The sequence below is a fragment of the Methylobacterium sp. FW102-HT35C08 genome, from assembly GCF_058790235.1.
Genome location: NZ_JBYTCL010000002.1, coordinates 575,266 through 601,621, shown reverse-complemented (window position 1 = coordinate 601,621; position 26,356 = coordinate 575,266). Strand labels below are relative to the sequence as shown.

Here is a 26,356-nt window from a genome sequence, read left to right as displayed (position 1 = left end):
GTGGCGCTGATCATACCCGTGCTCCTTCCTCGCGGACGAGGCCCACGAAGATGTCCTCCAGCGAACTCTGCTCGGTGTGAAGGTCGTTGAACCGGATGCCCGCCGCCGCCAGGCCGGTCAGCAGCCCGGTGATGCCGGTGCGCTCGGCCCGGGTGTCATAGGTGTAGACCAGCTCGCTCCCCTCCCCGGCGAGTGCCAGCTCGTAATCGGAGAGGTCCGACGGGATCGACGCGATCGGCTGCTGGAGATGCAGGGTGAGCTGCTTGCGCCCGAGCTTGCGCATCAGCGCGGCCTTCTCCTCCACCAGGATGATCTCGCCCCGGCGGATCACGCCGATGCGGTCGGCCATCTCCTCGGCCTCCTCGATATAGTGGGTGGTGAGGATGACGGTGACGCCCTGCTGGCGCAGGTCGCGCACGAGGCGCCACATGTCCTGGCGCAGTTCCACGTCGACGCCAGCGGTCGGCTCGTCGAGGAACAGCACCCGGGGCTCGTGCGACAGGGCCTTGGCGATCAGGACCCGGCGCTTCATGCCACCGGACAGCGTCATCAGCCGGCTGTCGCGCTTGTCCCAGAGGGACAGCGCCCGCAGGATCCGCTCGATATGGCCGGGATCGGGACGAAGCCCGAACAGGCCCCGCGAGAAGCTCACGGTGTTCAGCACCGTCTCGAAGGCATCGGTCGTCAATTCCTGCGGCACGAGGCCGATGGCGCGCCGCGCGGCGCGGTAGTCACCGGCGATGTCGTGGCCGTCGACCAGCACGGTGCCGGAACTCGGCGTGACGATGCCGCAGACGATGTTGATCAGCGTCGACTTCCCGGCGCCGTTGGGGCCCAGGAGCGCGAAGATCTCCCCGCGCTCGATGACGAGGTTGATGTCGCGCAAGGCTGTGAAGCCCGACTTGTAGGTCTTCGACAGCGACGAGATGGTGATGATCGGCATCAGGGCCTGAACGGAGCAGGGGCGCGCGGGACCGGAAGCGCCCCAGCCGCGAAGATGCGGCGCGCCGATGGAGGCCCGCCTCGGAGACGGCGGGCGCTATAGCATGCCGTGTGTCCGGCCCTCACAGCCCGCGTGTGCGCGAACGCACCGCCGGATGCACGGGGCCTCATGCGTCGCTGTAGCGCTCCACGAGGGCGAGGCACTCCTTCCGGACATCCGGATCGCCGATCCGCGCGAAGGCGGCCAGAAGCGCTGCGCATTCCGACGCATTCGGCCCTCGGCCCAGCGCGACCAGGGAACCCTTGCCGCGAAAGGTCGTGACTGGGATGTTCAGGGCGTCGGCAATCTGACCGAGCAGCCTCTCCCGCTCATCCGCGCGCGAAGCGGAGTCTTTGGGGTCAAATCCTCCCGCGTCCGTCATAAGGCCTTCAACACCAACCATCGGCCGGGCGCGGAAACGCGCACCATTGCAGGGCTGCACCACGCCACGTGGTGCCTGGCGTGACCATTCACAATTTCTCGGCCAGTGCAACCTACCGTTATGTTTGTACGGTGGCGGAACGATGTGAACTGAACGCTTCCTGACGCAATCGAAGGCGCATTTGCCTGGGGGAGAATCAGATTCCGTTCAGAACTCGACTGAGTGCAGATCGGTTAGGAGCTTGAAGATGTACAATTGTCAGTAGCGCGATTGGATCGAGCCCGGCCTATGCTGCTCGCCGAAGCGTGATCAGGATGACGAGGCCAGTGAGCGTCGCTGCACCGAGAAGCCTCCGCCAGGGATTGACGCCGCGCACCAGTTCGTCGAGCGCCCACCAGGTTAAAGCGACGTCTGCGGCGAACGACAACCGAGAGGCGAGCGCTTCGGAATCCCGACCCAGCCACGCGCCCACGCTGAGGCCGCCGAAAAGCCAGAGCGGCAGGTTCGGCCATTGCGCGATGGTGATCGTGCCGGTCGTGCGGTCGCGGAACATCCAGTCGACCGCGCGCCGGACCGGACCCGTCCGTTGCTGCAGCATAAGGAGCGTACCTCCGGAGGTTGGGCGCCGGTGCCCCGCTGCGCTTCCGCGAGCCTCGGCGGCATCGAAAACGGTTTGGCGGCACCGGGCACAATTAACGAACGGCTAACCTTACTGAATGGAAACCGCTCGTAAATCCCTAACGGAAGCTGAAAGGACTCGCGGAAAATCCGTTAATGCGATGATAATCTTTCATTGAGCGGCGACGAAGCCGACGAACGCGAGAGGATAGACCATGAGCGCCCGCTTCGAAGATCTGAAGTTCATGTTCACGCTCAGCGCCGTCGTCCTGTGCGGCAGCGGGCTCGACATCATCCTGCGCTGATGGGGGCGGCGAGATCGGGGCTGACCCTGTGAGCGGTAAGGATGATGGCGCGGCCGAGAGCCGAGCGGGCGGCCGAGTCCCGTTGCGGTCTGGCCTGACCGCGGCTCGGCACGACCGGAATGGCGCTCAGGCGCGAACCGAACAGGGCCGTCCGCCGCGGTTCTGCGACGCCGAGATGGGAGGATGAGCTCTGTCCGGAACGGAGGAACCCGCGGAGCTCAGCGGCCTTCGCCTGTCGTTCCGCCCGCATTCTGATGGTCGCGATCACGAGGCCGATGAGTCCGGCCGTTTCCAGAAATGCCGCGACGACGTAGCCCGAAGCCATCCGCTTTCACCAACCGTGCCGAGGGATACCGCAACGAAGGCGGCCGATCCGATCTGCGCGGGCATGGTTACCGCGGCCTTAACGGCTACGTAGATTGCCGTAGGCGATCGTGGACATGTCAGTGCGCGCTAGGACTGATCCAGTCCTGCCTCCTATTACACGGCCGCGACAATTTCCGTTTCAACCGGCTCGACTTGCACGAGGCGAACCTCGACCCTGGTCGGTCCGTCAGGGCGCTTCCTGATCGATCCGCCGCTGCCTCCTGTTTGAAGAAGCGCGGCGTCTTCGCATCGTGCTGGACGTGCGACCGGGCGACGCCCTGGAGGCCAAGCCCTATGGGACCACGGGTGTCCCCAACGATCTTCCAGAGATCGCGGCCCGGCTCGCCCTCGCCGACATCGAGGATCTCGACCCGGGCCATCGGATCCCTCGGACCGGCCTACCACATGTCGAGGGCGACGCGCGCCTCGTCCGACATGCGGCTCTGATCCCACGGCGGATCGAACACCATCGTCACCGAACACGACTGGACACCCGGCACGGCGCCTACGGCGTTCTCGACCCAGCCGGGCATCTCGCCCGCCACCGGGCAGCCCGGCGCCGTGAGCGTCATGTCGATGGCGACCTTGCGGTCGTCGTCGATGTCGACCTTGTAGATCAGGCCGAGCTCGTAGATGTCGGCCGGAATCTCCGGATCGTAGACGCTCTTCAGCGCCGCGACGATGTCGTCGGTCAGGCGGTCCAGTTCCGCCGGCGGGATCGCCGAAGCTGCGGCGACTGCGGGGGCATTCATGCCGCCGGTGATGGTGGCGTCGGTGGTCATCGCTTCACTCTCCGCGGGCCCGCGCGGGCGGGACCAGCTTCAACCAGACTATCAGGTAAACAGCATTTCCGCCCTGCCAAGCGCCTCGGCAAGGGCATCGATCTCAGCCGTCGTGTTGTAAAGCCCGAACGAGGCGCGGCAGGTCGAGGTCACGCCGAAACGCTTGAGCAGCGGCATGGCGCAGTGGGTCCCCGCCCGCACCGCGACGCCCTGTCGGTCGATCACCGTGGCGATGTCGTGGGCATGCGCCCCCTTCATCTCGAAGGCAATCACGCCGCCCTTGCCCGGGGCGGTGCCGATCAGCCGCAGCGCGTTCATCGCTCCGAGCCGCTGCTGCGCATACGCCGTGAGCTTCGCCTCGTGGGCGGCGATCGCCTCGCGTCCGAGAGTCATCATGTATTCGAGCGCCGCGCCGAGGCCGACCGCCTCGATGATGGCCGGGGTGCCGGCCTCGAACCGGTGCGGCGGATCGTTGTAGGTGATCGCGTCCTCGCTCACCGTACGGATCATCTCGCCGCCGCCCTGATACGGCGGCAGACGCTCCAGCCATTCCTTCTTGCCGTAGAGCACGCCGATCCCGGTGGGGCCGTAGACCTTGTGGCCGGTGAAGACGAAGAAGTCGCAGTCGAGCGCCTGCACGTCGACCGGCTGATGCACCGCGCTCTGCGCACCGTCGAGCAGGACCGGTACGCCGTGGGCGTGGGCGATGCGGACGATCTCTGCGGCGGGCGTCACGGTGCCCAGCACGTTCGACATGTGGGTGATCGCCACCATCTTGGTCCGGGGCGAGAACAGCTTCTCGTACTCCTCGACCAGGAAGTTACCGTCATCGTCCACAGGAGCCCACTTGATCACCGCGCCGCGGCGCTCGCGCAGGAAGTGCCAGGGCACGATGTTGGAGTGATGCTCCATGATCGAGAGGATGATCTCGTCCCCCTCCCCGATCAGCCCGGCCCAGCCCATCGACGAGGCCACGAGGTTGTAGGCCTCGGTGGCGTTGCGGGTGAAGATGATCTCGTCCGTCGAGGCGGCGTTGAGGAACTGGCGCGTGGTTTCGCGGGCGCCCTCGAAACCCTCGGTCGCGGCGTTCGCCATGTAGTGCAGGCCGCGATGGACGTTGGCGTAGCCGGTCTCCATGCAGGAGACCATGGCGTCGATCACCTGACGCGGCTTCTGCGCCGAGGCGGCGTTGTCGAGGTAGACGAGCGGTTTGCCGTAGACCTGCTGGCCCAGGATCGGGAAATCCTTCCGGATCGCCTCGACATCGTAGGTCGGAGTGAGGACGGGTGCGTTCATGGTCGCGACCTTCCCAAAAACTTCGCCGATCCCGAGACCCACCTCATCCTGAGGTGCCGGAGCGAAGCGGAGGCCTCGAAGGAGCCCTCCAGCTGGTGTTGTGATCCCTGGAGTCCTCCTTCGAGGCCCGCTGGCGCGGGCACCTCACAAAGAGGGCCAGGTTTGGAGGCCCGGTCGGTCCCGGCCGGGACCGACCGGGCTGTCAGCCGCGCGCCCTCAACCAAGCCTCGATCTCGCAGATCAGCGCCGCGCGGGCGCCCTCGTGCGTGACGGTCTCGACGGCCTCGCCGACGAAGGCCTGAACCAGCAAGCTCTCCGCGACGGGACGCGGCAGGCCGCGGGCCATCAGGTAGAACAGCAGGTCCGGGTCCGGTGCGCCGCAGGTGGCCCCGTGGCCGCACGCAACGTCGTCGGCGAAGATCTCCAGCTCCGGCTTGTTCATCATCTGCCCCTCGTCGGTGAGGAGGAGGCAGTCGGACTTCATCTTGCCGTCGGTCTTCTGGGCGACCTGGCGGACGATGATCTTGCCCTGGAACACGCCGGTGGCGTCGCCATCGATGATCCACTTGAACTGCTCGCGGCCGACGCCGCCGACCGCGGCGTGATCGGCGAGCAGCGTCGAATCGGCGAGCTGGCCGTTCCGCAGCATCGCCGCACCGTTCACCACGACGTTGGTGTCGTCGCCGGCGACGTGGACGTAGATCTGGTGGCGCGACAGCACCGCCCCAGTCACGAGGTTCACGGTCTCGACCTGACCCTCGGCCTCGACCTTCAGCGACAGGGTCGAGAGCGCGATGGTGGCGTCACCCTCCTTGTTGAGGCGGGTGTGCCGGAAGGCGGCCCGCGGACCGACCACCACGTCGAGGGCGTCGTTCGGCTGGCAGGTGAGCCCGTCCGGGCCCTCATGGCTTTCCAAGAGAGCGAATTCCGCCGCTTCGCCAAGCTGCACGAGCACGCGGGTGGCCGTCGAGAACGGCGCCGCGCCCGAGCCGACGAAGCGCAGATGGACCGGCCGGTCCGGCTTCGCGCCGGGGGCGACCGCGATGACCGCTCCGTCCGCCAGGAAGGCGGTGTTCAGCTGGTAGACCGGATTCTCGCGCGCCTGAGGCACCGGAGCGAGCTGCGTCAGGGCGGTGTCGCCCTGGGTCAGTGCCTCGTTGAGCGGCACGACGCGGACGCCGTCCGGCAGGCTGTCGAGGTCGGACAGCTCGCGGACGAGATGGCCGTTCACGAAGGTCAGGTGCGCGGCATCGATCCTGCCAAAGCCGGTGGCCTGTGCCACGGCGGTCCTGGCGGCATCGAGGCTCGGCGCTTCAGCGGGCGGCGCGGCCTCAGCGATCGCCGCGCGCAGGTCCGTGTACTTGAAGGCCTCGACCCGGCGGCTCGGCAGGCCGGTCGCCTCGAAGAAGCGGAAGGCCTCCTCGCGGGCGATCGCCGTCTCGCTGGCGAAGCTCTGGCGGGCCGACTCGAACAGCTTCGACAGGCCGGCCTCGGCGGGGGAGCGGAGGTTGGTCACGTCGGCCATGGCTCAGGCGGCCTCGCTGGTGCGGTACTCGGCGTAGCCGGACGCCTCGAGCTCGAGGGCGAGCTCCTTGCCGCCGGTCTTCACGATCTGCCCCTTCGACATGACGTGCACCGTATCGGGCACGATGTGGTTGAGCAGCCGCTGGTAGTGGGTGATCACCAGGAACGAGCGGCCCTGGCCCCGCAGGGCGTTCACGCCCTCGGAGACGATGCGCAGGGCGTCGATGTCGAGACCGGAATCGGTCTCGTCGAGCACGCAGAACTTCGGCTGCAGCAGCGCCATCTGGAGGATCTCCATGCGCTTCTTCTCGCCGCCGGAGAAGCCGACGTTGAGGGCGCGCTTGAGCATCTCCTTGTTGATCTCGAGCTTGTCGGCCGCGCCGTTCACCGCCCGGATGAAGTCCGGGGTCGACAGCTCGGCCTCGCCGCGTGCCTTGCGCTGCGCGTTCAGGCAGGCCTTGAGGAAGGTCATGGTGCCGACGCCAGGGATCTCCAGCGGGTACTGGAACGCCAGGAACACGCCGGCCGCGGCTCGCTCGTCGGCGGCCATCTCCAGCACGTTCTGCCCGTCGAGCAGGATCTCGCCGTCGAGGACTTCATAGTCCTCCTTGCCGGCGATGACGTACGACAGGGTCGACTTGCCCGAGCCGTTCGGCCCCATGATCGCCGCGACCTCGCCGTCGTTCACGGTCAGGTTCAGGCCGTTCAGGATGCGGTTGTCCTCGATCTGCACGACGAGGTTCTTGATTTCCAGCATGTCAGTCCAAGTCCTTCAAAACCATTCGTCCCGCATCGCCCGCAGGAAGCCGGCGTTCCTGGCCGGATAGCCGGACAGGTCGCCGATCACCGCGTCGATGCCGCACCGGGGACAGAGGGCGGTGCCCTCATCGGCGATCCAGCCCGTGATCTCGTCCGGTGCGAAAACCTCGAGGCAGAAGAAGCATCCGCACAGGAGGCTGCTCCTGACCTCGTCGGCGTGCCGCGCGCTGTGCCGATGGGCCGCCCGCAGCACGTCGTCGTAGGGTCCAGCCAGGCCCTCAGCCCACCGAGCCTTCGAGGCTGATCGAGATCAGCTTCTGGGCCTCGACGGCGAACTCCATGGGCAGCTGCTGCAGCACGTCCCGGACGAAGCCGTTGACGATGAGCGCGGTCGCCTCCTCCTCGGAGAGGCCGCGCTGCTGGCAGTAGAACTTCTGGTCCTCGGAGATCTTCGAGGTCGTCGCCTCGTGCTCGAATACGGCCGAGGCGTTCTTCGACTCGATGTAGGGCACGGTGTGCGCGCCGCACTGGTCGCCGATCAGCAGAGAGTCGCAGTTCGTGAAGTTCCGGGCGTTCGAGGCCTTCCGATGCGCCGAGACGAGGCCCCGGTAGGTGTTCTGCGACCGACCGGCCGAGATGCCCTTCGAGATGATCCGGCTCGTCGTGTTCTTGCCGAGGTGGATCATCTTGGTGCCGGAATCGACCTGCTGCATGCCGTTCGACACCGCGATCGAGTAGAACTCGCCGCGGGAATCGTCGCCGCGCAGGATGCAGGACGGATACTTCCAGGTGATCGCCGAGCCGGTCTCGACCTGCGTCCACGAGATCTTCGAGCGGGCGCCGCGGCAATCGCCACGCTTGGTCACGAAGTTGTAGATGCCGCCCTTGCCCTCGTTGTCGCCCGGGTACCAGTTCTGGACGGTCGAGTACTTGATCTCGGCATCATCCAGGGCGACCAGCTCGACCACCGCAGCGTGAAGCTGGTTGTCGTCGCGCTTGGGTGCCGTGCAGCCCTCCAGATACGAGACGTAAGAGCCCTTGTCGGCGATGATCAGCGTGCGCTCGAACTGGCCGGTGTCACGCTCGTTGATGCGGAAATAGGTCGACAGCTCCATCGGGCAGCGCACGCCCGGCGGGATGTAGACGAACGACCCGTCCGAGAACACGGCCGAGTTCAGCGTCGCGAAGAAGTTGTCGGTCGCCGGAACGACCGAGCCGAGGTACTTCTGCACCAGCTCGGGATATTCCTGCACGGCCTCGGAGATCGGCATGAAGATCACGCCGGCCTTCGAGAGTTCCTTCTTGAAGGTGGTGGCCACCGAGACCGAATCGAACACGGCGTCGACCGCGACGCGGCGCTCAGGGGCAATGCCCTCAAGTACCTCGACCTCGCGCAGCGGGATGCCCAGCTTCTCGTAGGTCTTCAGGATCTCGGGGTCGATCTCGTCGAGCGACATCGCGGCCGGGCGCTTGGGCGCCGCGTAGTAGTAGATGTCGTTGTAATTGACCTTGTCGTAGGCGACGCGCGCCCACTCCGGCTCCTTCATGGTCAGCCAGCGGCGATAGGCGTCGAGGCGCCACTCGAGCAGCCACGCGGGTTCGTTCTTCTTGGCCGAGATGAACCGGACGACATCCTCGGAGATGCCCTTCTCGGACTTCTCCATCTCGATGGTGGTCTCGAACCCGTACTTGTACTGGTCGAGGTCGATCGAGCGGACCCGGTCAATGGTTTCCTGCACAGCAGGCATCAGCGTCTCCTAGGCATCGCCGGCGTCAAGGACCGGGAAGCGTCTGTCGGATAGCGGGGATGCGGCGCTCAGGCCGCCTGTCCTCGCCTTTTATATAGGGGCTGCAAGGCCCGTTCGAAGGCGTCGAGAAAGCATGCCACCTCCTCGTCCACCGTGTTCCAGCCGAGGCTGACGCGCAGCGCCCCCCCGGCGAGATCCGAATCCACGCCCATCGCCGCGAGCGTCGCCGAGCGCGCGACCTTGCCCGACGAGCAGGCCGAGCCCGACGACACCGCCACGCCGGCGAGGTCGAGGGCGATCAGGGCCGAGGGCGCGTCGAGCCCCGGGACCGAGAAACTCAGGGTGTTGGGCAGGCGCGGGGCACCAGCGGCGAACACCACGGCGTCGGGCGCCAGCGCTCGCACGCCGGCCTCGATCTGGTCCCGAAGCGCCGAGAGGCGGGCTGCCTCCTCGTTGAGGGTGTCGCGCGCGATCCGGGCCGCCTCCCCCATGCCGACGATCGCCGGCAGGCACTCGGTGCCGCAGCGCTGCCGGCGCTCCTGGCCGCCGCCGCGCAGGAATGCGCTCTGCAGGGTCACGCCGTCGGCCAGCACCAGGACGCCGACGCCCTTCGGGGCCGCGAATTTGTGGCCCGACAGGGTGATCGCATCGAGGCCGAGCGCCGCCATATCGAGGGGGATCTTGCCGGCCGCCTGAACGGCATCGCTGTGAACGAGCGTCCGGCCATGCGCCCGCGCCAAGGCGACGACGTCGGACAGCGGCTGCACGGCGCCGGTCTCGTTGTTGGCCGCATGGACCGACAGAAGCACACGCTCCTCCGCCAGATCGGCGAGGCGTGCCTCCAGGGCGGCGAGGTCGATCAAGCCATCCCGGGTCACCGGCAGCTGGTCCACTGCCCCGTCCGCGAATCGGTGGCCTGCGGCCACGCAGGGATGCTCCGTCGCCGAGTGGAGAAGGCGGGTTGGGGCTGGCTGACCGTCACGGCGCAGGGCGCCGGACAGTGCGGCGTTCGCCGCCTCGGTCCCGCCGCTCGTGAAGATCACCTGCTCGGGCCGCACGTTCACGAGCGCGGCGACCTGAGCGCGCGCGGCTTCCAGGGCGGCCCGGGCCGCACGCCCTTCCGCATGGATCGAGGACGGGTTGCCGGGAAGGGCTAACGCGCGCGCGACCGCTTCCACGACGGCCGGACGGACCGGCGCGGTGGCGTTGTAGTCGAGATAGGCGCGTGCCCGGCTCATCCGCGTTCCGTTGAAACCCCTGCTGCGGCGCGTCACAATTCCTTGCACGCGCACCGGCTCGCCGTGCTAAGGCGCGCCGAGAGACTGAGATACCGCCGACCAAGCTCGATCGGCGTGGCAGCCATCGCGACGCATCGGACGGCTTCTTTAGAATAGTTCTAATCGCCTAGAACTGTTCTAAGACTGCTTTTATGGTGGACGCGCGACGAGTCAAGGCTGCTGCGCCACGGGGCCGAACGCTGGTGCGGTGTCTCGAGAGTGAGAGACGAGCGATGCCCGAAGTCATCTTCACCGGCCCGGCTGGCCGCCTGGAAGGCCGCTACCAAGCTCCCAAGAAGCGCGGAGCGCCGATCGCCATCATCCTTCATCCGCATCCCCAGTTCGGGGGTACGATGAATAATCAGATCGTGTACAACCTGTTCTACACGTTCGCCAATCGCGGCTTCGCGGCCCTGCGCTTCAATTTCCGCGGGGTCGGACGGAGCCAGGGCTCGTTCGACCACGGAACCGGCGAGCTGTCGGACGCGGCCGCCGCGCTCGACTGGGTGCAGTCGGTCAACCCGGAGGCGAAGTCATGCTGGATCGCCGGCGTGTCGTTCGGCTCGTGGATCGGCATGCAGCTGCTGATGCGCCGGCCGGAGATCGAGGGCTTCATCTCCATCGCCGCGATGGCGAACCGCTACGACTTCACCTTCCTGGCGCCCTGCCCGTCCTCGGGCCTGTTCGTGCACGGTTCCGAGGACCGGGTCGCGCCCGCGCGCGAGGTCATGCCGGTGATCGAGAAGGTGAAGACCCAGAAGGGCGTCATTATCGAGCACCAGATGGTCGAAGGCGCCAACCACTTCTTCGACGGAAAGGTCGAGGAGCTGACTCAGACGGTTGATACCTATCTCGATAAACGCCTCGGTAAGCGGGAAGAGGCAGCCTGACGCAGCCGGGCCCCGCGCCTTGACGCGGGGAGCCCCGGAGGAATACGGCGCGGGCTTCGGAATTTGAGACTCACCTCCGCAGGTTCGATGTCAGAAAGCCCGTCCGACCATCCCGTGGTGCTTCTGGTGGAAGATGACGGCCTCCTGCTGATGGAGGCCTCGGACACCCTGGCGGATGCCGGCTTCACCGTGGTGGAGGCGAGCCACGCCGACAAAGCCCTCAAGGTGCTGGAGAACCGCGACGACGTCGGCGTCCTGATGACGGATGTCGACATGCCGCAGGGCTCGATGGACGGCTTCGCTCTCGCGCGCCTCGTGGCGCATCGCTGGCCGTCGATTCCGGTGCTGGTGGTGTCGGGCATGGGCACCCCTGGGCCCAACGACATGCCGGAGGGCGCGCGGTTCATCCCGAAGCCCTACGAGCCGACGACCCTGGTCCGGACCCTGCAGGCCTTCATCAGCCGCGCGGCGTGACAGACCGATCAGCTCGGGTTCACCCGCGGTCCGGACACCGAGAACCCGACCGAGAGCCATGACGGACAAGAACCGACTGCACCGTTTCGCGACCCGGGCCATCCATGCCGGGGCGGCGCCGGACCCCGCCACCGGCGCGCGGGTCCAGCCGATCTACTTCACCAACGGCTTCGTCTTCGACTCGACCGAGCAGGCGGCGGACATCTTCGCGGGACGACGGACGGGCTTCTCGTATTCGCGCGGCTCGAACCCGACTGTCGCCGCGCTGGAGCGCCGCATCGCTGATCTTGAGGGCGCGAAGGCGGGGGTGGCGGTGTCCTCCGGACAATCCGCCATGCAGCTGGTGCTAATGACGCTGATGAAGAGCGGGGACGCCTATGTCGCGTCCCCGCGCCTGTTCGGCGGGTCGCTGGGCCTGATGCGGCGTCTCGACGGGCGCTACGATCTGAAGCCCCGCTTCGCCCGCGGCATGGCTCCGGAGGACTTCGAGGTGGCGATCACGCCGGACTGCCGGGCCATCTTCTGCGAGTCGATCGTGAATCCCTGCGCCTCGGTGGTGGATCTCAAAGGGATCGCCGCGGTGGCCCGCCGTCACAATCTACCGCTCGTCGTGGACAACACCCTGGCCTCCCCGGCCCTGATCCGACCCATCGAGCACGGCGCGGACATCGTCTGGCACTCCACCTCGAAGTTTCTGAGCGGCTCCGGCCAGACCATCGGCGGCGTGATCTGCGATGCCGGCACGTTCGATTGGACGAAGGCCGGCGGGTATAACCTGATCACCGAGCCCTGGCCGGATTACGACGGGCTCGTCCTCACGCAGGCCTTCCCGGAGACGCCGTTCGCGGCGGCCTGCCGGTTCTTCGGCCTGCGCGATCTCGGGCCCGGGCTGTCGCCGATGAACGCGTTCCTGACGCTGATGGGCATCGAGACGCTTCCGCTGCGCATGGAGCGGCATTGCGCCAATGCGCGGGCCGTCGCGGCCTTCCTGAAGGATCATCCGGCGGTGGCGTGGGTCAGCTACCCGATGCTGCCGGGGCAACCCGGGGAGGATCTCGCCCGGCGCTACACGCCGGACGGTCCGGGCTCGATCTTCACCTTCGCGCTCAAGGGCGGCGAGCCGGCGGCGCTGGACTTCATCGCCGGGCTGGAGCTGATCTCGCACCTCGTGAACATCGGCGAGATCAAGTCTCTGGCGATCCACCCGTCCTCGACCACGCACCGGCAGCTGCCGGAGCACGAGAAGGCCGCCGCACTGGTGGGACCTGAGACCGTCCGGCTGTCGATCGGGCTGGAGAACGAGGCCGACCTGATCGCCGATCTCAAGCAGGCGCTGGATCGGCTGGGCTGAGAAGGGTGTAGCAGCGGTCGAATTGACCAAAGTACGCGCGGATCTTCTCCCTCCCCCCTCTGCAAGGGGGGAGTGTCGCGGAGCCGTCGCCCTTAGATCAGCGCCGCCGCTCCAGGATCGACACGTAATTGGCCACCGCCGCGCCGCCCATGTTGAAGATCCCGGCGAGTTCCGCGCCGGGCACCTGCATTTCGCCGGCCTCGCCCATGAGCTGCAGGCAGGCCATCACGTGCATCGACACGCCGGTGGCGCCCACCGGATGGCCCTTGGCCTTCAGGCCGCCGGACGGGTTGATCGGCAGCCGGCCGCCCTTCTCGGCCAGTCCCTCGCGCACCACGCGAAAACCCTCGCCCGGGGCCGCGAGGCCCATCGCCTCGTACTCGATCAGCTCGGCGATGGTGAAGCAGTCGTGGGTCTCCACGAAGGAGAGATCGTCGTTGCCGATCCCGGCCTGGGCCCGCGCCTTGTCCCAGGCCATGCGCGCCGCCTTGAACTCCGTCGGGTCGCGGCGGGACAGGGGCAGGATGTCGTTGACGTGGGACCGGGCGCGGAAGCCGATTGCCCGCTCCAGGGTCTCGGCGGTCTCGGCATCGGCCACCACCAGGGCTGCTGCCCCGTCCGAGATCAGCGAACAGTCGGTGCGCCGCAGGGGCGCCGCCACGTAGGGGTTCTTGTCCGAGACCCGGTTGCAGAACTCGAAGCCGAGATCCTTGCGCAGCTGCGCGTAGGGGTTGCCGACGCCGTTGCGGTGGTTCTTGGCGGCGATTCGGGCCAGCTCCTCGCTGCGGTCGCCGTAGCGCTGGAAGTAGCCCGCCGCGATCTGGCCGAAGACGCCCGCGAAGCCGCCCTCGATGTCGGCCTCCTCCTTCCGATAGGAGGCGCCCAGCAGGATGTCGCCGGTCTCGGCCACGGTCTTGGCCGTCATCTTCTCGGCGCCGATCACCAGGGCCACGCGGCCCCGGCCGCTGTCGACGAAGTCGAGAGCCGCGTAGAGTGCCGCCGAGCCGGTTGCGCAGGCGTTCTCGAGATGGGTCGCCGGCGCGTGGGCGAGGCCCGGCCGGTTCACGGCCACCAGCGAGCCCTCGAAGCCCTGCTTCGAGAAACCGGTGTTCATCGAGCCCACGTAGATGCCGTCGACCTGGGCTTCCTCGACGCCGGCATGGGCCAGCGCCTCGCCCGAGACGCGGGCGATCAGCCCCTCGACGTCGGGCTCCTCAAGCTTGCCGAACGGGGTGTGGGCCCAGCCCACGATGCAGGCGCGCGTCATCCGGTGACCTCCCGAGTCTCGCCCGGACGATGGGCCCGCGCCTGCCCGCGATCAAGCGGCGTCAGGTTTGGAGACCCGTCACGCCGGTCTCGCGCGCCAGCCGGTCGAGATCCGCGAGGGTGTCGGACGGAAGCTGCAGGCCGTCGCGCCGATGCTGCGCGTCGTTCCGCGCCTCGATCTCGCCGGGGTAGAAGATCTCCTCCGCGCCCTGCGCCAGAGCCACGCCCTTCAGCTCGGCGATCATCGCCTCCATGCGGGCCGCGAAAGTCTCGGGCGGCTGGAACTTGGCGATGTCGAGGGCGAGCATGAACTGACCGGCCCCGCTGCGCCGCTCCGCCTGATAGGGGCCGGCCACGCCGGTGCCGGACGCGCTGCCCGAGAGGATGCCCGACAGCATGTCCATCACGAGCGCGATGGCGTAGCCCTTGTGGCCGGCCATCGGCAGGACGATGCCGTCGAGGGCCGCGACCGGATCGGTGGTCGGCCGGCCCTCCGCGTCGAGCGCCCAGCCCTCCGGGATCGGCAGTCCCTTCTGGCGCGCGAGGTAGATCTTGCCGCGGGCGACCCCGGTGTTGGCGATGTCGAGGACCATCGGCGCGTGCCGCCCGGCGGGGGCCGCCCAGGACCACGGATTGTTGCCGACAACCTTCTCGCGACCGCCCCAGGGCGCCATCGACGGGCTGGCGTTGGTCGACAGGAAGCCGACGCAGCCGGCCCGCGCCGCCATCAGCGTGAAGTACATGGCAGTGCCGAAATGCCCGGAGTCGCGCAGGGCCACTACGCCGACACCGTGCGCCTTGGCCCGATCAATCGCCGCCGTCATGGCCCGGGCGGTGAGCACCTGCCCCATCGCGTCGCCGCCATCCATCACCGCGATGGCGCCGGCATCGACCACGAGTTCCGGCGCCGCCACCGGCCGGCACACGCCCGAGCGGAGCCGGTCGACATACCAGGACAGGCGCATCACGCCGTGGGACTGGTGCCCCCAGAGATCCGCCTGGACGAGGGTGTCGGCGCAGAGCCGGGCATCGGCCTCCGGCAGACCGGACCGGACGTAGATCGCCGTGGCGAAGTCGAGCAGCCGCTCCGGCGCGATCCGGTCATGCATGGTCTGCCTCACCCATCAGGAAGTCGAAGTCGCAGCCCTCCGGCGCCTGCGTGACGGTGCGCCGGTAGAGGGCCTTGTAGCCCCGGGTCGGGGCAGGCGGCGGCCGGTGGTCGGCCAGCCGCCGGGCGATCTCGTCGGGCTCGACAAGCAGGTCGATCCGCTTGTCGCGGATCGACAGCTTGATCCGGTCGCCGTCGCGCACTGCGGCGAGCGGCCCACCGATGGCGGCCTCGGGGGCGATGTGCAGCACGATCGACCCGAAGGCCGTGCCGGACATCCGCGCGTCGGAGATGCGCACCATGTCCTTCACGCCGGCCCGGGCCAGCTTCTTGGGGATCGGCAGGTAGCCCGCCTCCGGCATCCCGGCGGCGTGCGGGCCGGCATTCTGCAGGACCAGCACGTCGCCCGGCGCCACGTCGAGGTCGGGATCGTCGATCCGCCGGCTCAGGTCCTCCAGGCCGGTGAACACCACGGCCCGGCCATCGGATTCGAACAGCTCCGGGGTCGCCGCCGCGCGCTTGAAGATCGCGCCCTCGGGAGCGAGGTTGCCGGTGAGGGCGACCAGTCCCCCGACCGGCGAGACCGGGTTGTCAAAGGCGCGGATCACCGCGCGATCGACCCAGCCGGCCGGCTCGTCCAGCCGCTCGGCGAGGGTGCGGCCCTCCACGTCCACGGTGTCGAGATGCAGGAGCGGCCGCAGCTCGCGCAGCAGCGCGCCCATGCCGCCGGCGGCGTGGAAATCCTCCATGTAGCCCTCGCCCACGGGCTTCAGATCGACCAGCACCGGCGTCTCGTCGGAGATCTGGTTGAAGCGCGCATAGGGGATCCGGATGCCCAGCCGCCCCGCAACCGCCGTGAGGTGCACGATCGCGTTGGTCGAGCCTGAAACCGCCATCAGCACCCGGATGGCGTTCTCGACCGACTTCTCGGTGATGACCTGCGACGGTGTGATCTTCGACTGGATCAGGCGCACCGCAGCCCGTCCGGTCTCCTCGGCGGCGACCAGCCGGTCGGAATGCACCGCCGGAATCGCCGCCGTGCCCGGCAACGACATGCCGAGCGCCTCGGCGATGCACGCCATGGTCGAGGCTGTGCCCATCACCGCGCAGGTGCCGGCGGTGACGGAGAGCCGTCCCTCGACCTCGGCGATCTCCTCCGCATCGACCGTTCCGGCCCGGTACTTCGCCCAGAAGCCCCGGCAATCCGTGCAGGCGCCGAGCCGCTGGCCCCGGTGCCGGCCGGTTGACATCGGACCGGTGACGAGCTGGATCGCCGGGAGGTCGGCGGAGGCCGCGCCCATGAGCTGGGCCGGCACGGTCTTGTCGCAGCCGCCGATCAGCACGACCGCATCCATCGGCTGGGCCTGGATCATCTCCTCCGTGTCCATGGCCATGAGGTTGCGGTACATCATGCTGGTCGGGTTGAGAAAAACTTCGCCGAGCGACACGGTCGGGAACGGCCGCGGCAGGGCGCCGGCGGCCAGCACGCCGCGCGAGACCGCCTCCACCAGCTCGGGCATGCCCCGGTGGCAGTTGTTGAAGCCCGACGGCGTCATGGCGATGCCGACCACCGGCTTGTTCAGCAGGCCGACCGAGATGCCCATCGAGCGGGCGAAGGAGCGGCGCAGGTAGCGGGCGAAGTCACGGTCGCCGTAATTGGTCAGGCCGCGGTCGAGCCCGTGCGGCTCTGCGTGTCCGGCGTCTTCGCTCATGCCATCGATCCCTGGAACGTTTGCGCCGCGGGCGGTCAGCGCAGGTGGAAGGCGATCCACGCAACCCCGGCCAGCACCACGGCTGTCAGCAACCCTCGAGCGAGTACGCGATAGCGGATTCTCACGCCCGGAACAGCTCCGGATGGCGCGCGCGCAACGCCAGGACCAGCGTGAGCGTCTTCAGGTCGGTGATCTCGGCGCGGTCGGCCAGGGCGGCGAGCTCGGCGAGCGGCATCTCGACGACCCGGATGTTCTCGTGCTCGCCCGCGGCACCGCCGCCCGCCTCCGCCCGGTCCGCCCGGCCGTAAGGCGCGAGGTAGAGGTGGATCTTCTCGGTGGTAAGGCTCGCGCAGGAATAGCTGGCACCGATGAATTCCAGGCCGTGCAGGCGCAGGCCGACCTCCTCGAGCACCTCCCGGCGGGCGTTCTCCTCCGGTGTGCCGTCGTCGATCAGGCCGGCCGGAGCCTCCAGCTGGACCTGCTCCCCGGCCGCGAACAGCGGCGGCACTCGCAGCTCGCGCACGAGCGTGGCGACCTTCCGCTCGGGGTCGTAGGGCAGGATCCCGACCGAGTTGCCGTGATCCTCGATCTCCCGCTCGACCACGGCGCCGTCCGCGAGCCGCACCTGCGCGAGGCCGAAACGGCTCCAGCCCTCGTGGACGAAGCGGATGCTGAGGATCTCGGCCTTCATGATGCGCCCTCGCCCGCGGAACCGCCTTGCGCCGCGCTGTGCTTACACGAAGGCGTGTCCCCGGGTTCCGGGAACGGCTCCGCTCCGTGCCACGTTTCGGTCGGATCGGGCGTATGGCCACGCTCCCACGACGCGTTCCGGTCAGGATCGATGCGGGCAGGACCGATCAGCGGACTCAGGAGGCGGTCGACGCGTGACGGCGTCGCGATCTGGATCGCGCTGGTCCTCACCTACATGGTCTTCGCCGGTTCCGTGAGCGTGAACGAGGGCATGGCCGCTCTCGGCTGTGCCAGCCTGGCGACGCTCTGGTGGTGGGGCGTCGGGCGGCGCGGCGGCATACGCTTCCATTTCGGCCGGGACACGCTCCGGCCGCTCGGTCCGGCCATCCGCGACATGCCCCGCCAGACCGCCAAGGTCGGGCTCCACCTGCTCAAAGCCGTGCTCGGGCGCGCCGGTGGCGGAGCGACGCGGGAGCGCAGCGCGTCCGAGGTGTCCTGGGCCACGCCGGAGGGAGACACGGCTCCGGCCACGCGGGCCGTCGGGCTGTTGGCCGCCTCGCTGGCCCCGGACAGCTACGTGCTCACCCTCGACCGGGAGCACGGCACTGTGGCGACCCACGCCCTGGAGAACGACGCGCGATGAACCTCTGGACGGCCGCCATCCTGGCGCTGCTGCCCCCGCTCCTCCTCGCGGCGGCCCTGGCGTGGCGCGGGCGGCCCGGCCAGCGCTTCGCCGCCTATCAGCTCGCCGGCAGCGTCACGGTGTTGATCCTGACGCTCATGGCCTTCGCCACCGATCAAGCCTCGATCACCGACCTCGCCCTCACGCTGGTCCTGCTCAACCTGCCGGGCACGATGCTGTTCGCGGTCTTCCTGGAGCGCTGGATATGAACGTCGCGATCGGGGTGCTGCTGGCTCTCGCGGTGGCGGTGACGTGGCTCGCGGCCCTCGTCCTGTGGCGCCTGCCCCGGGCCCTCGACCGGTTGCACGCGCTCAGCTTCCTCAACGTCGCGGCCTCTGGGCTCGTCACGGCGGCGGCCTTCCTGGCCGACGGCCTCTCCGGGCGCTCCCTGAAGATCCTGGTGATGATGGTGGTGTTTCTCGCCTGGGCCGCGGTGCTGTCGCACGTGTCCGGCCGGGCCGTGCTGATGCGCGAGGGCCGCTCGGCATGACGGTGATCCTGCCGCTGCTGTTCCTGCTGACCGCCGCATCCGGCACCGCTGTGGTCCTGGTGCGCGACCCCACCCGACAGGTCTTCGCCATCGCGGTCAACGGACTGGTTCTCACGGTCCTGTTCGACGCCCTTCAGGCCCCTGACGTCGCCCTGTCGGAGCTGGCGGTCGGCTCGGCGGCGGTGCCGCTGCTCTTCCTCGTGGCGCTGATGGCCGTGCGCACGCAGCCACCCGAGGAGAAGTCGTGAGCCCGCGCGCGCGCGTCGCGCTGCTGGCGCTGGCGGGTCTGATCCTGCTGCCCGGGGCCGCCGAGGTCATCGCCGGGCTGCCCCCCTTCGGTGAAACCATCGCCCGGTACGGCGAACGCATCAACGCGATCACCCCGGAGGCGCGGCACGTCGCCAACATGGTGAGCGCGATCAACTTCGACCTGCGCGGCCTCGACACTCTCGGCGAGGAATTCATGCTGCTGGCCGCCATCACCGGGACGGTCGTCCTGCTGCGTGGCCGTCGCGGCGAGGGCCAGACCGGCCGCGCTATGCGCCGGCCCGGCCGCGCCGTGATCCCGCGCGCCGAGGCCGTGGTGCTCGCCTGCCGGATCGCCGGACCTCTCACCGCCCTGTTCGGCCTTTACGTGGTGCTGCACGCCACCGTCACGCCCGGGGGCGGCTTTCAGGGCGGCGTGATCCTCGCCTCCGGAACCCTGCTGATCTACCTCGGCGAGGGCTATGCCGGCTGGCGCGATGCCGTGCGCAGCCACTGGCTCGACGCGCTGGAGGGTGGCGGCGCGCTGCTCTTCGCCCTGTGCGGGCTGGCGCCGATGCTCATGGGCGCCGCCTTCATGCAGAACGTCCTGCCGCTCGGCACCATCCGCGACCTGTTCTCCGGCGGCCTGATGCTGGTGGAGAACCTCGGCGTCGCGATGGCGGTGGCGGGCGGCTTCACCCAGCTCTTCCTCGAATTCATGGAGGAGACCCGCGAGGCGGACGCACCCGAAGAGCCCGGGGAGGAATCCGCGTGAGCATGCTGCCCTACGCGGTCGCCGCGTGGCTGTTCGTAATCGGCCTCTACGGCATCGCCACAAGCCGCAACTTCATCCACCTCGTGGGCTGCCTCGGCGTCTGCCAGTCGGCGACCTACGTGCTCCTGCTGGGTCTCGGCTATCGCTGGGGCAGCATCGCGCCGATCTTCTACGACCATCCGCCGGGCACGCCCGCCGTCGATCCGGTGATGCAGGCGCTGGTGCTCACCGACATCGTGGTCGGCGCGACCCTCACGGCGCTTCTGCTCGTGCTGACGATCCAGGCCTACAAGCGCGGCGGCAGCCTCGATCCGGAGAAGCTCCGGCCGATGCGCGCCGGCGGCAAGTCCGGGCGCGGCCAGGGGTCGAGCCACGTGAAGGACGGGGAGCGGACGGCTTCGTGACCGCCTTTCCCGCCGCTCTTCTGCCGCTGCCGGTCGCGATCCCGCTCGTCGTCTGCGCGGCGATGCTGGCGACCGCCCATCTGCTTCCGGGCCGCCTCCCCGACATCCTGGCGACGCTCGCGGCGCTCGGGGTCGCGCTCCTGTCCGCCATCATCGCCGCGCATGCCGCGGACGGGCCCCTCGTCTACTGGTTCGGCGGCTGGGAGCCGCGCGACGGTGTCCATCTCGGGATCGGCTTCTCGGTCGACGAGGCCAGCGGCTGGGTCGCGGCGTTCATCGGCCTGCTCTACGCGCTGACCTTCGTGTTCGCCTGGGGCTTCTTCGGCCGCACCCACGGGCATTTCCAGATCCTGATGCTGCTGTTCCTGGCCGCCATGGTCGGGTTCTGCTTCACCCGCGACATGTTCAATCTGTTCGTGTGGTTCGAGGTGATGAGCGTCGCCGCCTTCGCCCTCACGGCCTACCATCTGGAGGAGTCGGCGCTCGCGGGTGCCATCAACTTCACGGTGATCAACAGCCTCGCGGGCTTCCTGATGCTCGGCGGGATCGGACTGATCTACGCGCAGACCGGGACCCTCGACTTCGAGGGGATCGCGGCCGCCGTGGCGCGGGGCGGCCGTGATCCGGTGGTGGCCGGAGCTTTCTGCCTCGTCGCGGCGGCCCTGATGATCAAGGGCGCGATCGTGCCGTTCCAGTTCTGGCTCGCCGACGCCCATGCCGTGGCGCCGAGCCCGGTCTCGGTAATCTTCTCCGGGTCGATGGTCTCGCTCGGGCTGTTCGGCCTCGCGAAGGTGAGCGCCGTCGTGTTCGCGGGCTCCGAGCAGGTCCAGCACGCGCTGCCGGTGCTCCTGACCGCGCTGGGCAGCTTCACCGCTCTGCTCGGCGGCTGGATGGCGCTGCTGCAGCGCCACCTCAAGCGGATGCTGGCCTTCTCGACGATTTCCCATGCCGGGATCATGCTCACCGGTATCGGCGCCCTCTCGGCGGACGGCACCGGCGGGACTCTGGTCTACGTGGTCGGCCATGGGCTGGTGAAGGGCGCCCTGTTCATGATTGCCGGCATCCTGCTGGCCACGCGGGCGAGCATCGACGAGATCGCCTTGCGCGGCCTCGGACGGGGCATCGGGCCGGCCGGGATCGCGATGGCGCTTGCCGGGCTGCTGCTCTGCGGCCTGCCGATCGGGGTGCTGGACCAGGCAACGCGCCTCGTGCAGGGGGCGCTGGCACAGCAGGGTCACGGGATCGCGCTGGCGGCCGGCGCCATCGGCGCGGGGCTGACGGGCGCCGCGGTCCTGCGGGCGGCGGGCCGCATCTTCCTCGGCCTCGGGCCGGATCCCGGCGACGAGGCCGGGGCGCCCAGCGAGGACGAGCGCGAGAAGGCCAACCGTCCCCTCTGGCTGATGCTTGCGCCCTGCTGCGCGCTGCTCGCCCTCGATGTCGCGCTCCCGGCGAGCCTGATCGAGCATGCCCTGCCCCGGGCGGCGTCGGCCTTCATGCACCGTCCTGCTGTCGGCACCTTCGCCGAGGGTCCGGGTTGGCTGCCCTGGATGTCCGTGCTGGCGGCGGTGGCTGGCGCGGCCTACGGGCTGTTCCGTGACAGGCTGCCGGCGTTCGTGGTCCGATCGGTCGGCGCGACGCAATCGGCGCCGACGCGCGCCCTCGAAGCCCTGCATAGCGGTCTGATCGGCGACTACGCTGCCTGGCTGGCCGTCGGCGTGGCGGTCATCGTGGCCGTACTGGCGTCGGTCTGATCGCGACGGAACACGCGGATGTCTCGGGCGGCCAAGTCCCGCCCAAGACCTGATCTCGCTCGACCCGCTGACGCGCTCTCCAGCGCGTACGAGATCAAACGGCCGCACCTGCGCGAGACTACCTTGTTTCGCTGGGATGTGTAGAATGTGATTCGCTGTCGGCGGATTGCGGTTCAATAACGCAATAAGGCGTTCGTGCGTGCCCCGTTTCTACTTCGACATCCATGACGGCGAGCTGCTCCCCGACGAGGAGGGCACCGAGTGCGCGGATTTCGAAGCCGCCCGCGAGAAGGTGCTCGCCAGCCTGCCGGAGGTCGCCGGCTGGATCACCCCTGTCGACAGCGACAATCAAGCCGTCTCCGTGCTGGTTCGCGACGAGACGGGCCGCGAAATCTATACGGCGACGCTCACCTTCGCTGCCAGCAGGCTCGACCAAGCAGCCTCGTAGGCAGTGCGGTTCTCGGTGCGCGGAAGCAGAGCGAAGTGATGGTGCCGCAAGAGGGATTCGAACCCCCGACCCCCTCATTACGAATGAGGTGCTCTACCAGCTGAGCTATTGCGGCCCAGGCCCGGATCAGGGCCGTGAACGGCGCGGGTTTGGCCGCGCCGGGTGAGGCAGGCTCATAGCGGGCCGACCCGCGTTAGGCAAGGCCGGTCACGCCCCGAACGGCGTCAGGCGCGCTGCGCCGCGGCGAGCTCGTCGCGCAGGAACGCCGCCACCTCCGCCCGGTCCACCCCCGGTGCGATGAAGCTTTGACCGATGCCGCGGGCGAGGATGAAGGTCAGCGCACCGTCTCGGACCTTCTTGTCCTGAGCCATCGCGTCGAGGATCGCCTCGGCATCGCCGCACCCGCCGGGGACCGCCTGAAGACGGGTCGGCAGGCCCGCGAGCGCGAGGTGGTTGGCCACGCGCCCCGCGTCCTGGCCGGCGCAGAGGCCGAGCCGCGCCGAGAACCGGAAGGCCAGCGCCAGCCCGATCGCCACGCCCTCTCCGTGGACCAGCCGGGCCGGGTCGTAGCCGGTCAGGCGTTCGAGGGCATGACCGAAGGTGTGGCCGAGATTCAGCAGCGCCCGCTCGCCGTCCTCACGCTCGTCTCGTGTGACCACCGCGGCCTTGGCGCGGCAGCAGGCGGCGACCGCTTCCTCGCGCTCCGGCCCGCCCGCGAAGATCCCGCGCCAGTTGGCCTCGCACCAGTCGAAGAAGCCGGAATCGGCGATCAGCCCGTATTTGGCGACCTCGGCGTAGCCGGCGCGCATCTCGCGCTCGGACAACGTGTCGAGGGCCGCCGTATCCGCCAGAACCAGGCGGGGCTGATGGAAGGCGCCGATCAGGTTCTTGCCAAGCGGCGCGTTGATGCCGGTCTTGCCGCCGACGGAGGAATCGACCTGGGCAAGCAGGCTCGTGGGAACCTGCACGAAGCGTACGCCCCGCCGCAGGGTCGCGGCCGCGAAGCCGGCGAGGTCCCCGACCACGCCGCCGCCCAAGGCCACGACGAGGTCGCCGCGCTCGACTTTCAGGGCCAGCAGGCCGTCGCAGACCTGCGCGTAACCCGCGTAGGATTTCGACCCCTCGCCGGGCGCAACCGTCACGACGCCCGCCTGCAGGCCAGCCCGCTCCAGGCTCTCCGCTAGGCGTTCGGCATAGAGCGCGCCGACGTTCTCATCCGTGACGATGGCGGCGCGGCGCCCCCCGAGGGCGGCCACCTGCGGGCCGGCGCTGTCGATCAGGCCGCGCCCGATCCGGATGTCGTAGGCGCGGCCGCCGTCGAGCGGCACGTGGACCGTCAGCGGATCCGGAATGGTGGAATGCTCGGTCACAGGCGGGCTCGCTCAAACCTACTGGGCGGCGACATGGATTGTGCCTTCGCCGTTGAGATGCGCGTCGAGCGCCTCCAGGACGTCCTGCACGACGCGGTCGTGGGACACCTCCCGGGAGATCACCATCACGTCGGCCGCGGCATAGACCGGATGACGGACCGCCATCAGGTCGCGCATCGTTCCCTCGGGATCCTCGGTCTGGAGCAGCGGCCGGTTCCCGCGCTTGCGCACCCGGCGCATCAGCACGTCGAGATCGGCCTTCAGCCAGACCGACACGGCGGATTCGGCGATGCGCACGCGCGTGGCCTCGCGCAGATAGGCGCCTCCGCCGGTCGCCAGCACCAGGGGGCCGGCCCGCAGCAGCCGCGAGATCACGCGCTCCTCGCCGTCGCGGAAGCTCGGCTCGCCGTAGATCGCGAAAATATCGGGGATCGTCAGACCGGCGGCCGCCTCGATCTCGTGATCGGCATCCTTGAAGATCAGGCCCAGTCGGCTCGCGAGGCGTCGGCCGACGGTGCTCTTGCCCGCACCCATCAGGCCGACGAGCACGATCGAGCGCACACCCAGCGCGCGGCGCAGACGCGCCTCGATCGGTTCACCAACCTCGTCCTCCGCATTCATCGAAAGCTGCACCGCATCCGTGTGGCGTCCCCGCCTCCCCGACGGTCCCGGGCGCGTGGCACGGGACGGGCTGTCATCCTGCGGCAGGCTCTTAGCGCGATTCAAGCGCCCTGCGAAACGCATCGCTGTGTCGTTGTGGGCCTTGTCAGCGCCTTGTTCGCGTGATGGAAACCCGGCACCCGCGGCAACTCGGAGCAGGCCTCCGCTTGCCCCGACCCCCGCCGACCGCGCCCGTCCGCCCGAGGTTCGACCGACGTGCCGACCCTGCTCCGTTTCTTTGCCACCCTCGCGATCCTGGCGGGCCTCGTCTTCGCGGCGATGTTCACGCTGGCGAACTTCGTCCAGCCCACGCCGCGGGAAATGACCGTCACCATCCCGGCCTCGAAGCTTCAGCCGGGCAACCGTTGAGCGAGGCTGACGCCGGTGTGGACGCCATCCGGGCGCTCTGCCCCGAGGCTGCCGATTATCTCGACATGCTGGCGGCGGAGCGCGGCGCCAGCGGCAACACCCTGGCCGCGTACCGGCGCGACCTCGACGATTATCTCGGCTATCTCGACCGTGCCGGCATCGCCCTCGCCGATGTCGATGCCGGCACGCTCAGGGCCTTCCTGATCGATCTCGAGAGCCGCGGATTGAAGGCGTCCTCGGCGGCGCGGCGCCTGTCCTGCGTGCGCGGTTTCCACAAGTTCCTGTACGCCGAGGGCGACGCTTCGGCCGACCCCAGTGTCGCGGTCTCGGGGCCGCGCCGGGGCCGCGTGCTGCCCAAGATCCTGTCCGTCGCGGAGGTCGACCGCCTGCTCGCCACCGCGCAGGAGGCGGTCGCCGCCGAGCAACCACCGGGCCCGGCCCGCCGGGCACGCAGGATGCTCTGCCTGCTCGAACTCCTCTACGCGACCGGCCTGCGCGTTTCCGAGCTTGTCGCCCTGCCCCGCACCGCGGGGGTGAGCCGGGAGCGCTACCTCTTCATCAAGGGAAAGGGCGGCCGGGAGCGCCTCGTGCCCCTCACGGAGGCCGCCCGCGCCGCCATGGCGGCGCATCTCGCGGCCGTGCCGGAGGAATCCGCCTGGCTGTTTCCCGCCGATAGCGACAGCGGCCATCTGACCCGGCAGGCCTTCGCGCGGGACCTCAAGGCGGCGGCGATGGCGGCCGGGCTCCGGCCCGATCGGGTCAGCCCGCACGTGCTGCGCCACGCCTTCGCAAGCCACCTTCTGCAGAATGGCGCCGATCTGCGCATCGTCCAGGAATTGCTCGGCCACGCCGACATCTCCACGACGCAGATCTACACGCACGTCCTCGATGAGCGTCTGAAGGCGATGGTACGCGATCTGCACCCGTTGATGGACGGCTGAACGCAACTTCGCGGCGAATGTCGCGCGGCTCTGTCGTCACACCAATTGTACAGGTTTGGCGAACTGCCTAAGAGTGGCCTTTCGCCATACCGGTATGTGAGACCGACTTTACCAGAGAGAGATCATTCCGATGTCAGGCCCGACTGCTTCGCAGAGCGGCGCTGAGCCGAACCCGGCGGGGCATGCGACGACCGATCAGCCATCGCAGCAGGACCGGCAGCGCCTCGACAACCAGCTGTGCTTCGCGGTCTACGCCGCCGCGCACGCCTTCGGCCGCGCGTATCGCACGCTCCTCGGCCGCCACGAGCTGACCTACCCGCAATATCTCGTGCTGCTCGTGCTGTGGGAGCAGGACGGCCTGTCGGTGAAGGAGATCGGCAACCGTCTGTTCCTGGACTCGGGGACGCTGACGCCGTTGCTCAAGCGCCTCGAAGCGTCAGGTCGCGTGCGGCGCGCCCGTGACCGTGTCGACGAGCGGCAGGTCAGCATCTTCCTGACCCCGGCCGGCGAGTCGCTGCGCGATGTCCTCGCCTGCATTCCCGACGAGGCGGGCGGCCTGACCGGCCTCGACATGCAGGACCGCAAGAACCTGCTGCACGATCTCGTGACCCTCAGGCTCGGCCTTCAGACCGGGCTGATTCCGGAATAGCCGATCCCAATAGGCCCCGGGGCGGCCAGAGGCCGGCCCCG

General features: G+C 68.9%; 31 protein-coding genes and 1 tRNA gene. 14 read left to right on the top strand and 18 right to left on the bottom strand.

Annotation, left to right across the window (positions count from 1 at the left end; all coding sequences use genetic code 11):
- Nucleotides 1–10: 10 nt before the first annotated feature.
- From AC3WSN_RS02985 to AC3WSN_RS02935, 11 genes are all read right to left on the bottom strand, one after another.
- Entirely contained in the window at nucleotides 11–946 is a 936-nt protein-coding gene (locus AC3WSN_RS02985; protein WP_192708793.1) for an ABC transporter ATP-binding protein, read from the bottom strand.
- A gap of 163 nt (nucleotides 947–1,109) precedes the next feature.
- Entirely contained in the window at nucleotides 1,110–1,364 is a 255-nt protein-coding gene (locus AC3WSN_RS02980; protein WP_492536221.1) for a hypothetical protein, read from the bottom strand.
- 286 nt (nucleotides 1,365–1,650) lie between these two features.
- The gene (locus AC3WSN_RS02975) at nucleotides 1,651–1,962 is read right to left on the bottom strand and encodes a hypothetical protein (RefSeq protein ID WP_192708599.1); all 312 of its coding nucleotides are present in this window, start codon (nucleotides 1,960–1,962) and stop codon (nucleotides 1,651–1,653) included.
- Nucleotides 1,963–2,273: 311 nt separating this feature from the next.
- On the bottom strand, nucleotides 2,274–2,612 hold the full coding sequence (locus AC3WSN_RS02970; RefSeq protein ID WP_492536219.1) for a hypothetical protein: 339 nt from the start codon (nucleotides 2,610–2,612) through the stop codon (nucleotides 2,274–2,276).
- Nucleotides 2,613–3,051: 439 nt separating this feature from the next.
- Nucleotides 3,052–3,435 carry an SUF system Fe-S cluster assembly protein gene (locus tag AC3WSN_RS02965; protein WP_192708597.1) on the bottom strand — a complete coding sequence of 128 codons (384 nt, stop codon included), beginning with the start codon at nucleotides 3,433–3,435 and terminating at the stop codon, nucleotides 3,052–3,054.
- Nucleotides 3,436–3,486: 51 nt separating this feature from the next.
- Nucleotides 3,487–4,731 carry a cysteine desulfurase gene (locus AC3WSN_RS02960; RefSeq protein ID WP_192708596.1) on the bottom strand — a complete coding sequence of 415 codons (1,245 nt, stop codon included), beginning with the start codon at nucleotides 4,729–4,731 and terminating at the stop codon, nucleotides 3,487–3,489.
- A gap of 202 nt (nucleotides 4,732–4,933) precedes the next feature.
- Entirely contained in the window at nucleotides 4,934–6,256 is a 1,323-nt protein-coding gene (locus AC3WSN_RS02955; protein ID WP_492536217.1) for a SufB/SufD family protein, read from the bottom strand.
- A gap of 3 nt (nucleotides 6,257–6,259) precedes the next feature.
- A complete protein-coding gene (sufC, locus tag AC3WSN_RS02950; protein ID WP_492536215.1) occupies nucleotides 6,260–7,012 on the bottom strand; it encodes a Fe-S cluster assembly ATPase SufC in 753 nt (250 codons plus the stop codon).
- A 15-nt stretch (nucleotides 7,013–7,027) separates the two neighbouring features.
- Nucleotides 7,028–7,267 carry a cytoplasmic protein gene (locus tag AC3WSN_RS02945; RefSeq protein ID WP_492536213.1) on the bottom strand — a complete coding sequence of 80 codons (240 nt, stop codon included), beginning with the start codon at nucleotides 7,265–7,267 and terminating at the stop codon, nucleotides 7,028–7,030.
- 25 nt (nucleotides 7,268–7,292) lie between these two features.
- The gene (gene sufB / locus AC3WSN_RS02940; protein ID WP_192708593.1) at nucleotides 7,293–8,762 is read right to left on the bottom strand and encodes a Fe-S cluster assembly protein SufB; all 1,470 of its coding nucleotides are present in this window, start codon (nucleotides 8,760–8,762) and stop codon (nucleotides 7,293–7,295) included.
- A 68-nt stretch (nucleotides 8,763–8,830) separates the two neighbouring features.
- Nucleotides 8,831–10,000: a cysteine desulfurase family protein gene (locus AC3WSN_RS02935; RefSeq protein WP_492536210.1), complete on the bottom strand. Its 1,170-nt coding sequence runs from the start codon at nucleotides 9,998–10,000 to the stop codon at nucleotides 8,831–8,833.
- Nucleotides 10,001–10,272: 272 nt separating this feature from the next.
- On the opposite strand from AC3WSN_RS02935, the gene AC3WSN_RS02930 reads away from it, so the two are divergent.
- The 3 genes from AC3WSN_RS02930 (at nucleotide 10,273) to AC3WSN_RS02920 (ending at nucleotide 12,754) form a co-directional block, all read left to right on the top strand.
- A complete protein-coding gene (locus tag AC3WSN_RS02930; RefSeq protein WP_192708591.1) occupies nucleotides 10,273–10,929 on the top strand; it encodes an alpha/beta hydrolase in 657 nt (218 codons plus the stop codon).
- A gap of 87 nt (nucleotides 10,930–11,016) precedes the next feature.
- The gene (locus tag AC3WSN_RS02925; RefSeq protein WP_192708590.1) at nucleotides 11,017–11,403 is read left to right on the top strand and encodes a response regulator; all 387 of its coding nucleotides are present in this window, start codon (nucleotides 11,017–11,019) and stop codon (nucleotides 11,401–11,403) included.
- Between the two features lie 58 nt (nucleotides 11,404–11,461).
- Complete coding sequence (locus tag AC3WSN_RS02920) at nucleotides 11,462–12,754, top strand: O-acetylhomoserine aminocarboxypropyltransferase/cysteine synthase family protein (protein ID WP_492536208.1); 1,293 nt, start codon at nucleotides 11,462–11,464, stop codon at nucleotides 12,752–12,754.
- Nucleotides 12,755–12,851: 97 nt separating this feature from the next.
- Here the strand turns inward: AC3WSN_RS02920 and AC3WSN_RS02915 are convergent, their stop codons facing one another.
- The 4 genes from AC3WSN_RS02915 to AC3WSN_RS02900 form a co-directional block, all read right to left on the bottom strand.
- On the bottom strand, nucleotides 12,852–14,021 hold the full coding sequence (locus tag AC3WSN_RS02915) for an acetyl-CoA acetyltransferase (RefSeq protein WP_492536206.1): 1,170 nt from the start codon (nucleotides 14,019–14,021) through the stop codon (nucleotides 12,852–12,854).
- Nucleotides 14,022–14,082: 61 nt separating this feature from the next.
- A complete protein-coding gene (locus AC3WSN_RS02910) occupies nucleotides 14,083–15,129 on the bottom strand; it encodes an Ldh family oxidoreductase (RefSeq protein WP_492536204.1) in 1,047 nt (348 codons plus the stop codon).
- A complete protein-coding gene (locus AC3WSN_RS02905) occupies nucleotides 15,122–16,840 on the bottom strand; it encodes a dihydroxy-acid dehydratase (RefSeq protein WP_492536202.1) in 1,719 nt (572 codons plus the stop codon). Before AC3WSN_RS02905 ends, AC3WSN_RS02910 begins: the two co-directional genes overlap by 8 nt.
- Nucleotides 16,841–16,961: 121 nt before the next feature.
- Complete coding sequence (locus AC3WSN_RS02900; protein WP_492536200.1) at nucleotides 16,962–17,531, bottom strand: NUDIX domain-containing protein; 570 nt, start codon at nucleotides 17,529–17,531, stop codon at nucleotides 16,962–16,964.
- A gap of 150 nt (nucleotides 17,532–17,681) precedes the next feature.
- On the opposite strand from AC3WSN_RS02900, the gene AC3WSN_RS02895 reads away from it, so the two are divergent.
- From AC3WSN_RS02895 to AC3WSN_RS02860, 8 genes are all read left to right on the top strand, one after another.
- A complete protein-coding gene (locus tag AC3WSN_RS02895; RefSeq protein WP_492536198.1) occupies nucleotides 17,682–18,173 on the top strand; it encodes a hypothetical protein in 492 nt (163 codons plus the stop codon).
- Nucleotides 18,170–18,421: a monovalent cation/H+ antiporter complex subunit F gene (locus AC3WSN_RS02890; RefSeq protein WP_192708583.1), complete on the top strand. Its 252-nt coding sequence runs from the start codon at nucleotides 18,170–18,172 to the stop codon at nucleotides 18,419–18,421. Before AC3WSN_RS02895 ends, AC3WSN_RS02890 begins: the two co-directional genes overlap by 4 nt.
- On the top strand, nucleotides 18,418–18,702 hold the full coding sequence (locus AC3WSN_RS02885; protein ID WP_192708582.1) for a monovalent cation/H(+) antiporter subunit G: 285 nt from the start codon (nucleotides 18,418–18,420) through the stop codon (nucleotides 18,700–18,702). The genes AC3WSN_RS02890 and AC3WSN_RS02885 overlap by 4 nt, the downstream gene beginning before the upstream one ends.
- Nucleotides 18,699–18,950: a Na(+)/H(+) antiporter subunit B gene (locus tag AC3WSN_RS02880; protein ID WP_192708581.1), complete on the top strand. Its 252-nt coding sequence runs from the start codon at nucleotides 18,699–18,701 to the stop codon at nucleotides 18,948–18,950. Before AC3WSN_RS02885 ends, AC3WSN_RS02880 begins: the two co-directional genes overlap by 4 nt.
- Nucleotides 18,947–19,723: an MnhB domain-containing protein gene (locus AC3WSN_RS02875; protein WP_492536195.1), complete on the top strand. Its 777-nt coding sequence runs from the start codon at nucleotides 18,947–18,949 to the stop codon at nucleotides 19,721–19,723. Before AC3WSN_RS02880 ends, AC3WSN_RS02875 begins: the two co-directional genes overlap by 4 nt.
- A gap of 2 nt (nucleotides 19,724–19,725) precedes the next feature.
- Nucleotides 19,726–20,127: a sodium:proton antiporter gene (locus AC3WSN_RS02870; RefSeq protein ID WP_492542990.1), complete on the top strand. Its 402-nt coding sequence runs from the start codon at nucleotides 19,726–19,728 to the stop codon at nucleotides 20,125–20,127.
- Entirely contained in the window at nucleotides 20,124–21,878 is a 1,755-nt protein-coding gene (locus AC3WSN_RS02865; protein ID WP_492536193.1) for a complex I subunit 5 family protein, read from the top strand. Before AC3WSN_RS02870 ends, AC3WSN_RS02865 begins: the two co-directional genes overlap by 4 nt.
- A 199-nt stretch (nucleotides 21,879–22,077) precedes the next feature.
- Nucleotides 22,078–22,326 carry a DUF6894 family protein gene (locus AC3WSN_RS02860; protein WP_192708578.1) on the top strand — a complete coding sequence of 83 codons (249 nt, stop codon included), beginning with the start codon at nucleotides 22,078–22,080 and terminating at the stop codon, nucleotides 22,324–22,326.
- A gap of 39 nt (nucleotides 22,327–22,365) precedes the next feature.
- On the opposite strand, the gene AC3WSN_RS02855 is transcribed toward AC3WSN_RS02860, so the two are convergent.
- The 3 genes from AC3WSN_RS02855 to AC3WSN_RS02845 all read right to left on the bottom strand — a co-directional run bounded on the left by AC3WSN_RS02855 (nucleotide 22,366) and on the right by AC3WSN_RS02845 (nucleotide 24,317).
- A tRNA-Thr gene (locus AC3WSN_RS02855) sits at nucleotides 22,366–22,441 on the bottom strand.
- A gap of 109 nt (nucleotides 22,442–22,550) precedes the next feature.
- Nucleotides 22,551–23,696 carry a 3-dehydroquinate synthase gene (aroB, locus tag AC3WSN_RS02850; RefSeq protein WP_492536192.1) on the bottom strand — a complete coding sequence of 382 codons (1,146 nt, stop codon included), beginning with the start codon at nucleotides 23,694–23,696 and terminating at the stop codon, nucleotides 22,551–22,553.
- A gap of 18 nt (nucleotides 23,697–23,714) precedes the next feature.
- Entirely contained in the window at nucleotides 23,715–24,317 is a 603-nt protein-coding gene (locus tag AC3WSN_RS02845) for a shikimate kinase (protein ID WP_192708791.1), read from the bottom strand.
- Between the two features lie 255 nt (nucleotides 24,318–24,572).
- On the opposite strand from AC3WSN_RS02845, the gene AC3WSN_RS02840 reads away from it, so the two are divergent.
- The 3 genes from AC3WSN_RS02840 (at nucleotide 24,573) to AC3WSN_RS02830 (ending at nucleotide 26,315) form a co-directional block, all read left to right on the top strand.
- Nucleotides 24,573–24,725, top strand: coding sequence for a histidine kinase (locus AC3WSN_RS02840; protein ID WP_192708576.1), 153 nt, complete (start codon nucleotides 24,573–24,575; stop codon nucleotides 24,723–24,725).
- A gap of 65 nt (nucleotides 24,726–24,790) precedes the next feature.
- The gene (locus AC3WSN_RS02835) at nucleotides 24,791–25,666 is read left to right on the top strand and encodes a site-specific tyrosine recombinase XerD (RefSeq protein WP_192708790.1); all 876 of its coding nucleotides are present in this window, start codon (nucleotides 24,791–24,793) and stop codon (nucleotides 25,664–25,666) included.
- A 130-nt stretch (nucleotides 25,667–25,796) separates the two neighbouring features.
- Nucleotides 25,797–26,315, top strand: a complete 519-nt coding sequence (locus AC3WSN_RS02830; protein WP_492536189.1) for a MarR family winged helix-turn-helix transcriptional regulator — start codon at nucleotides 25,797–25,799, stop codon at nucleotides 26,313–26,315.
- Nucleotides 26,316–26,356 lie beyond the last annotated feature (41 nt).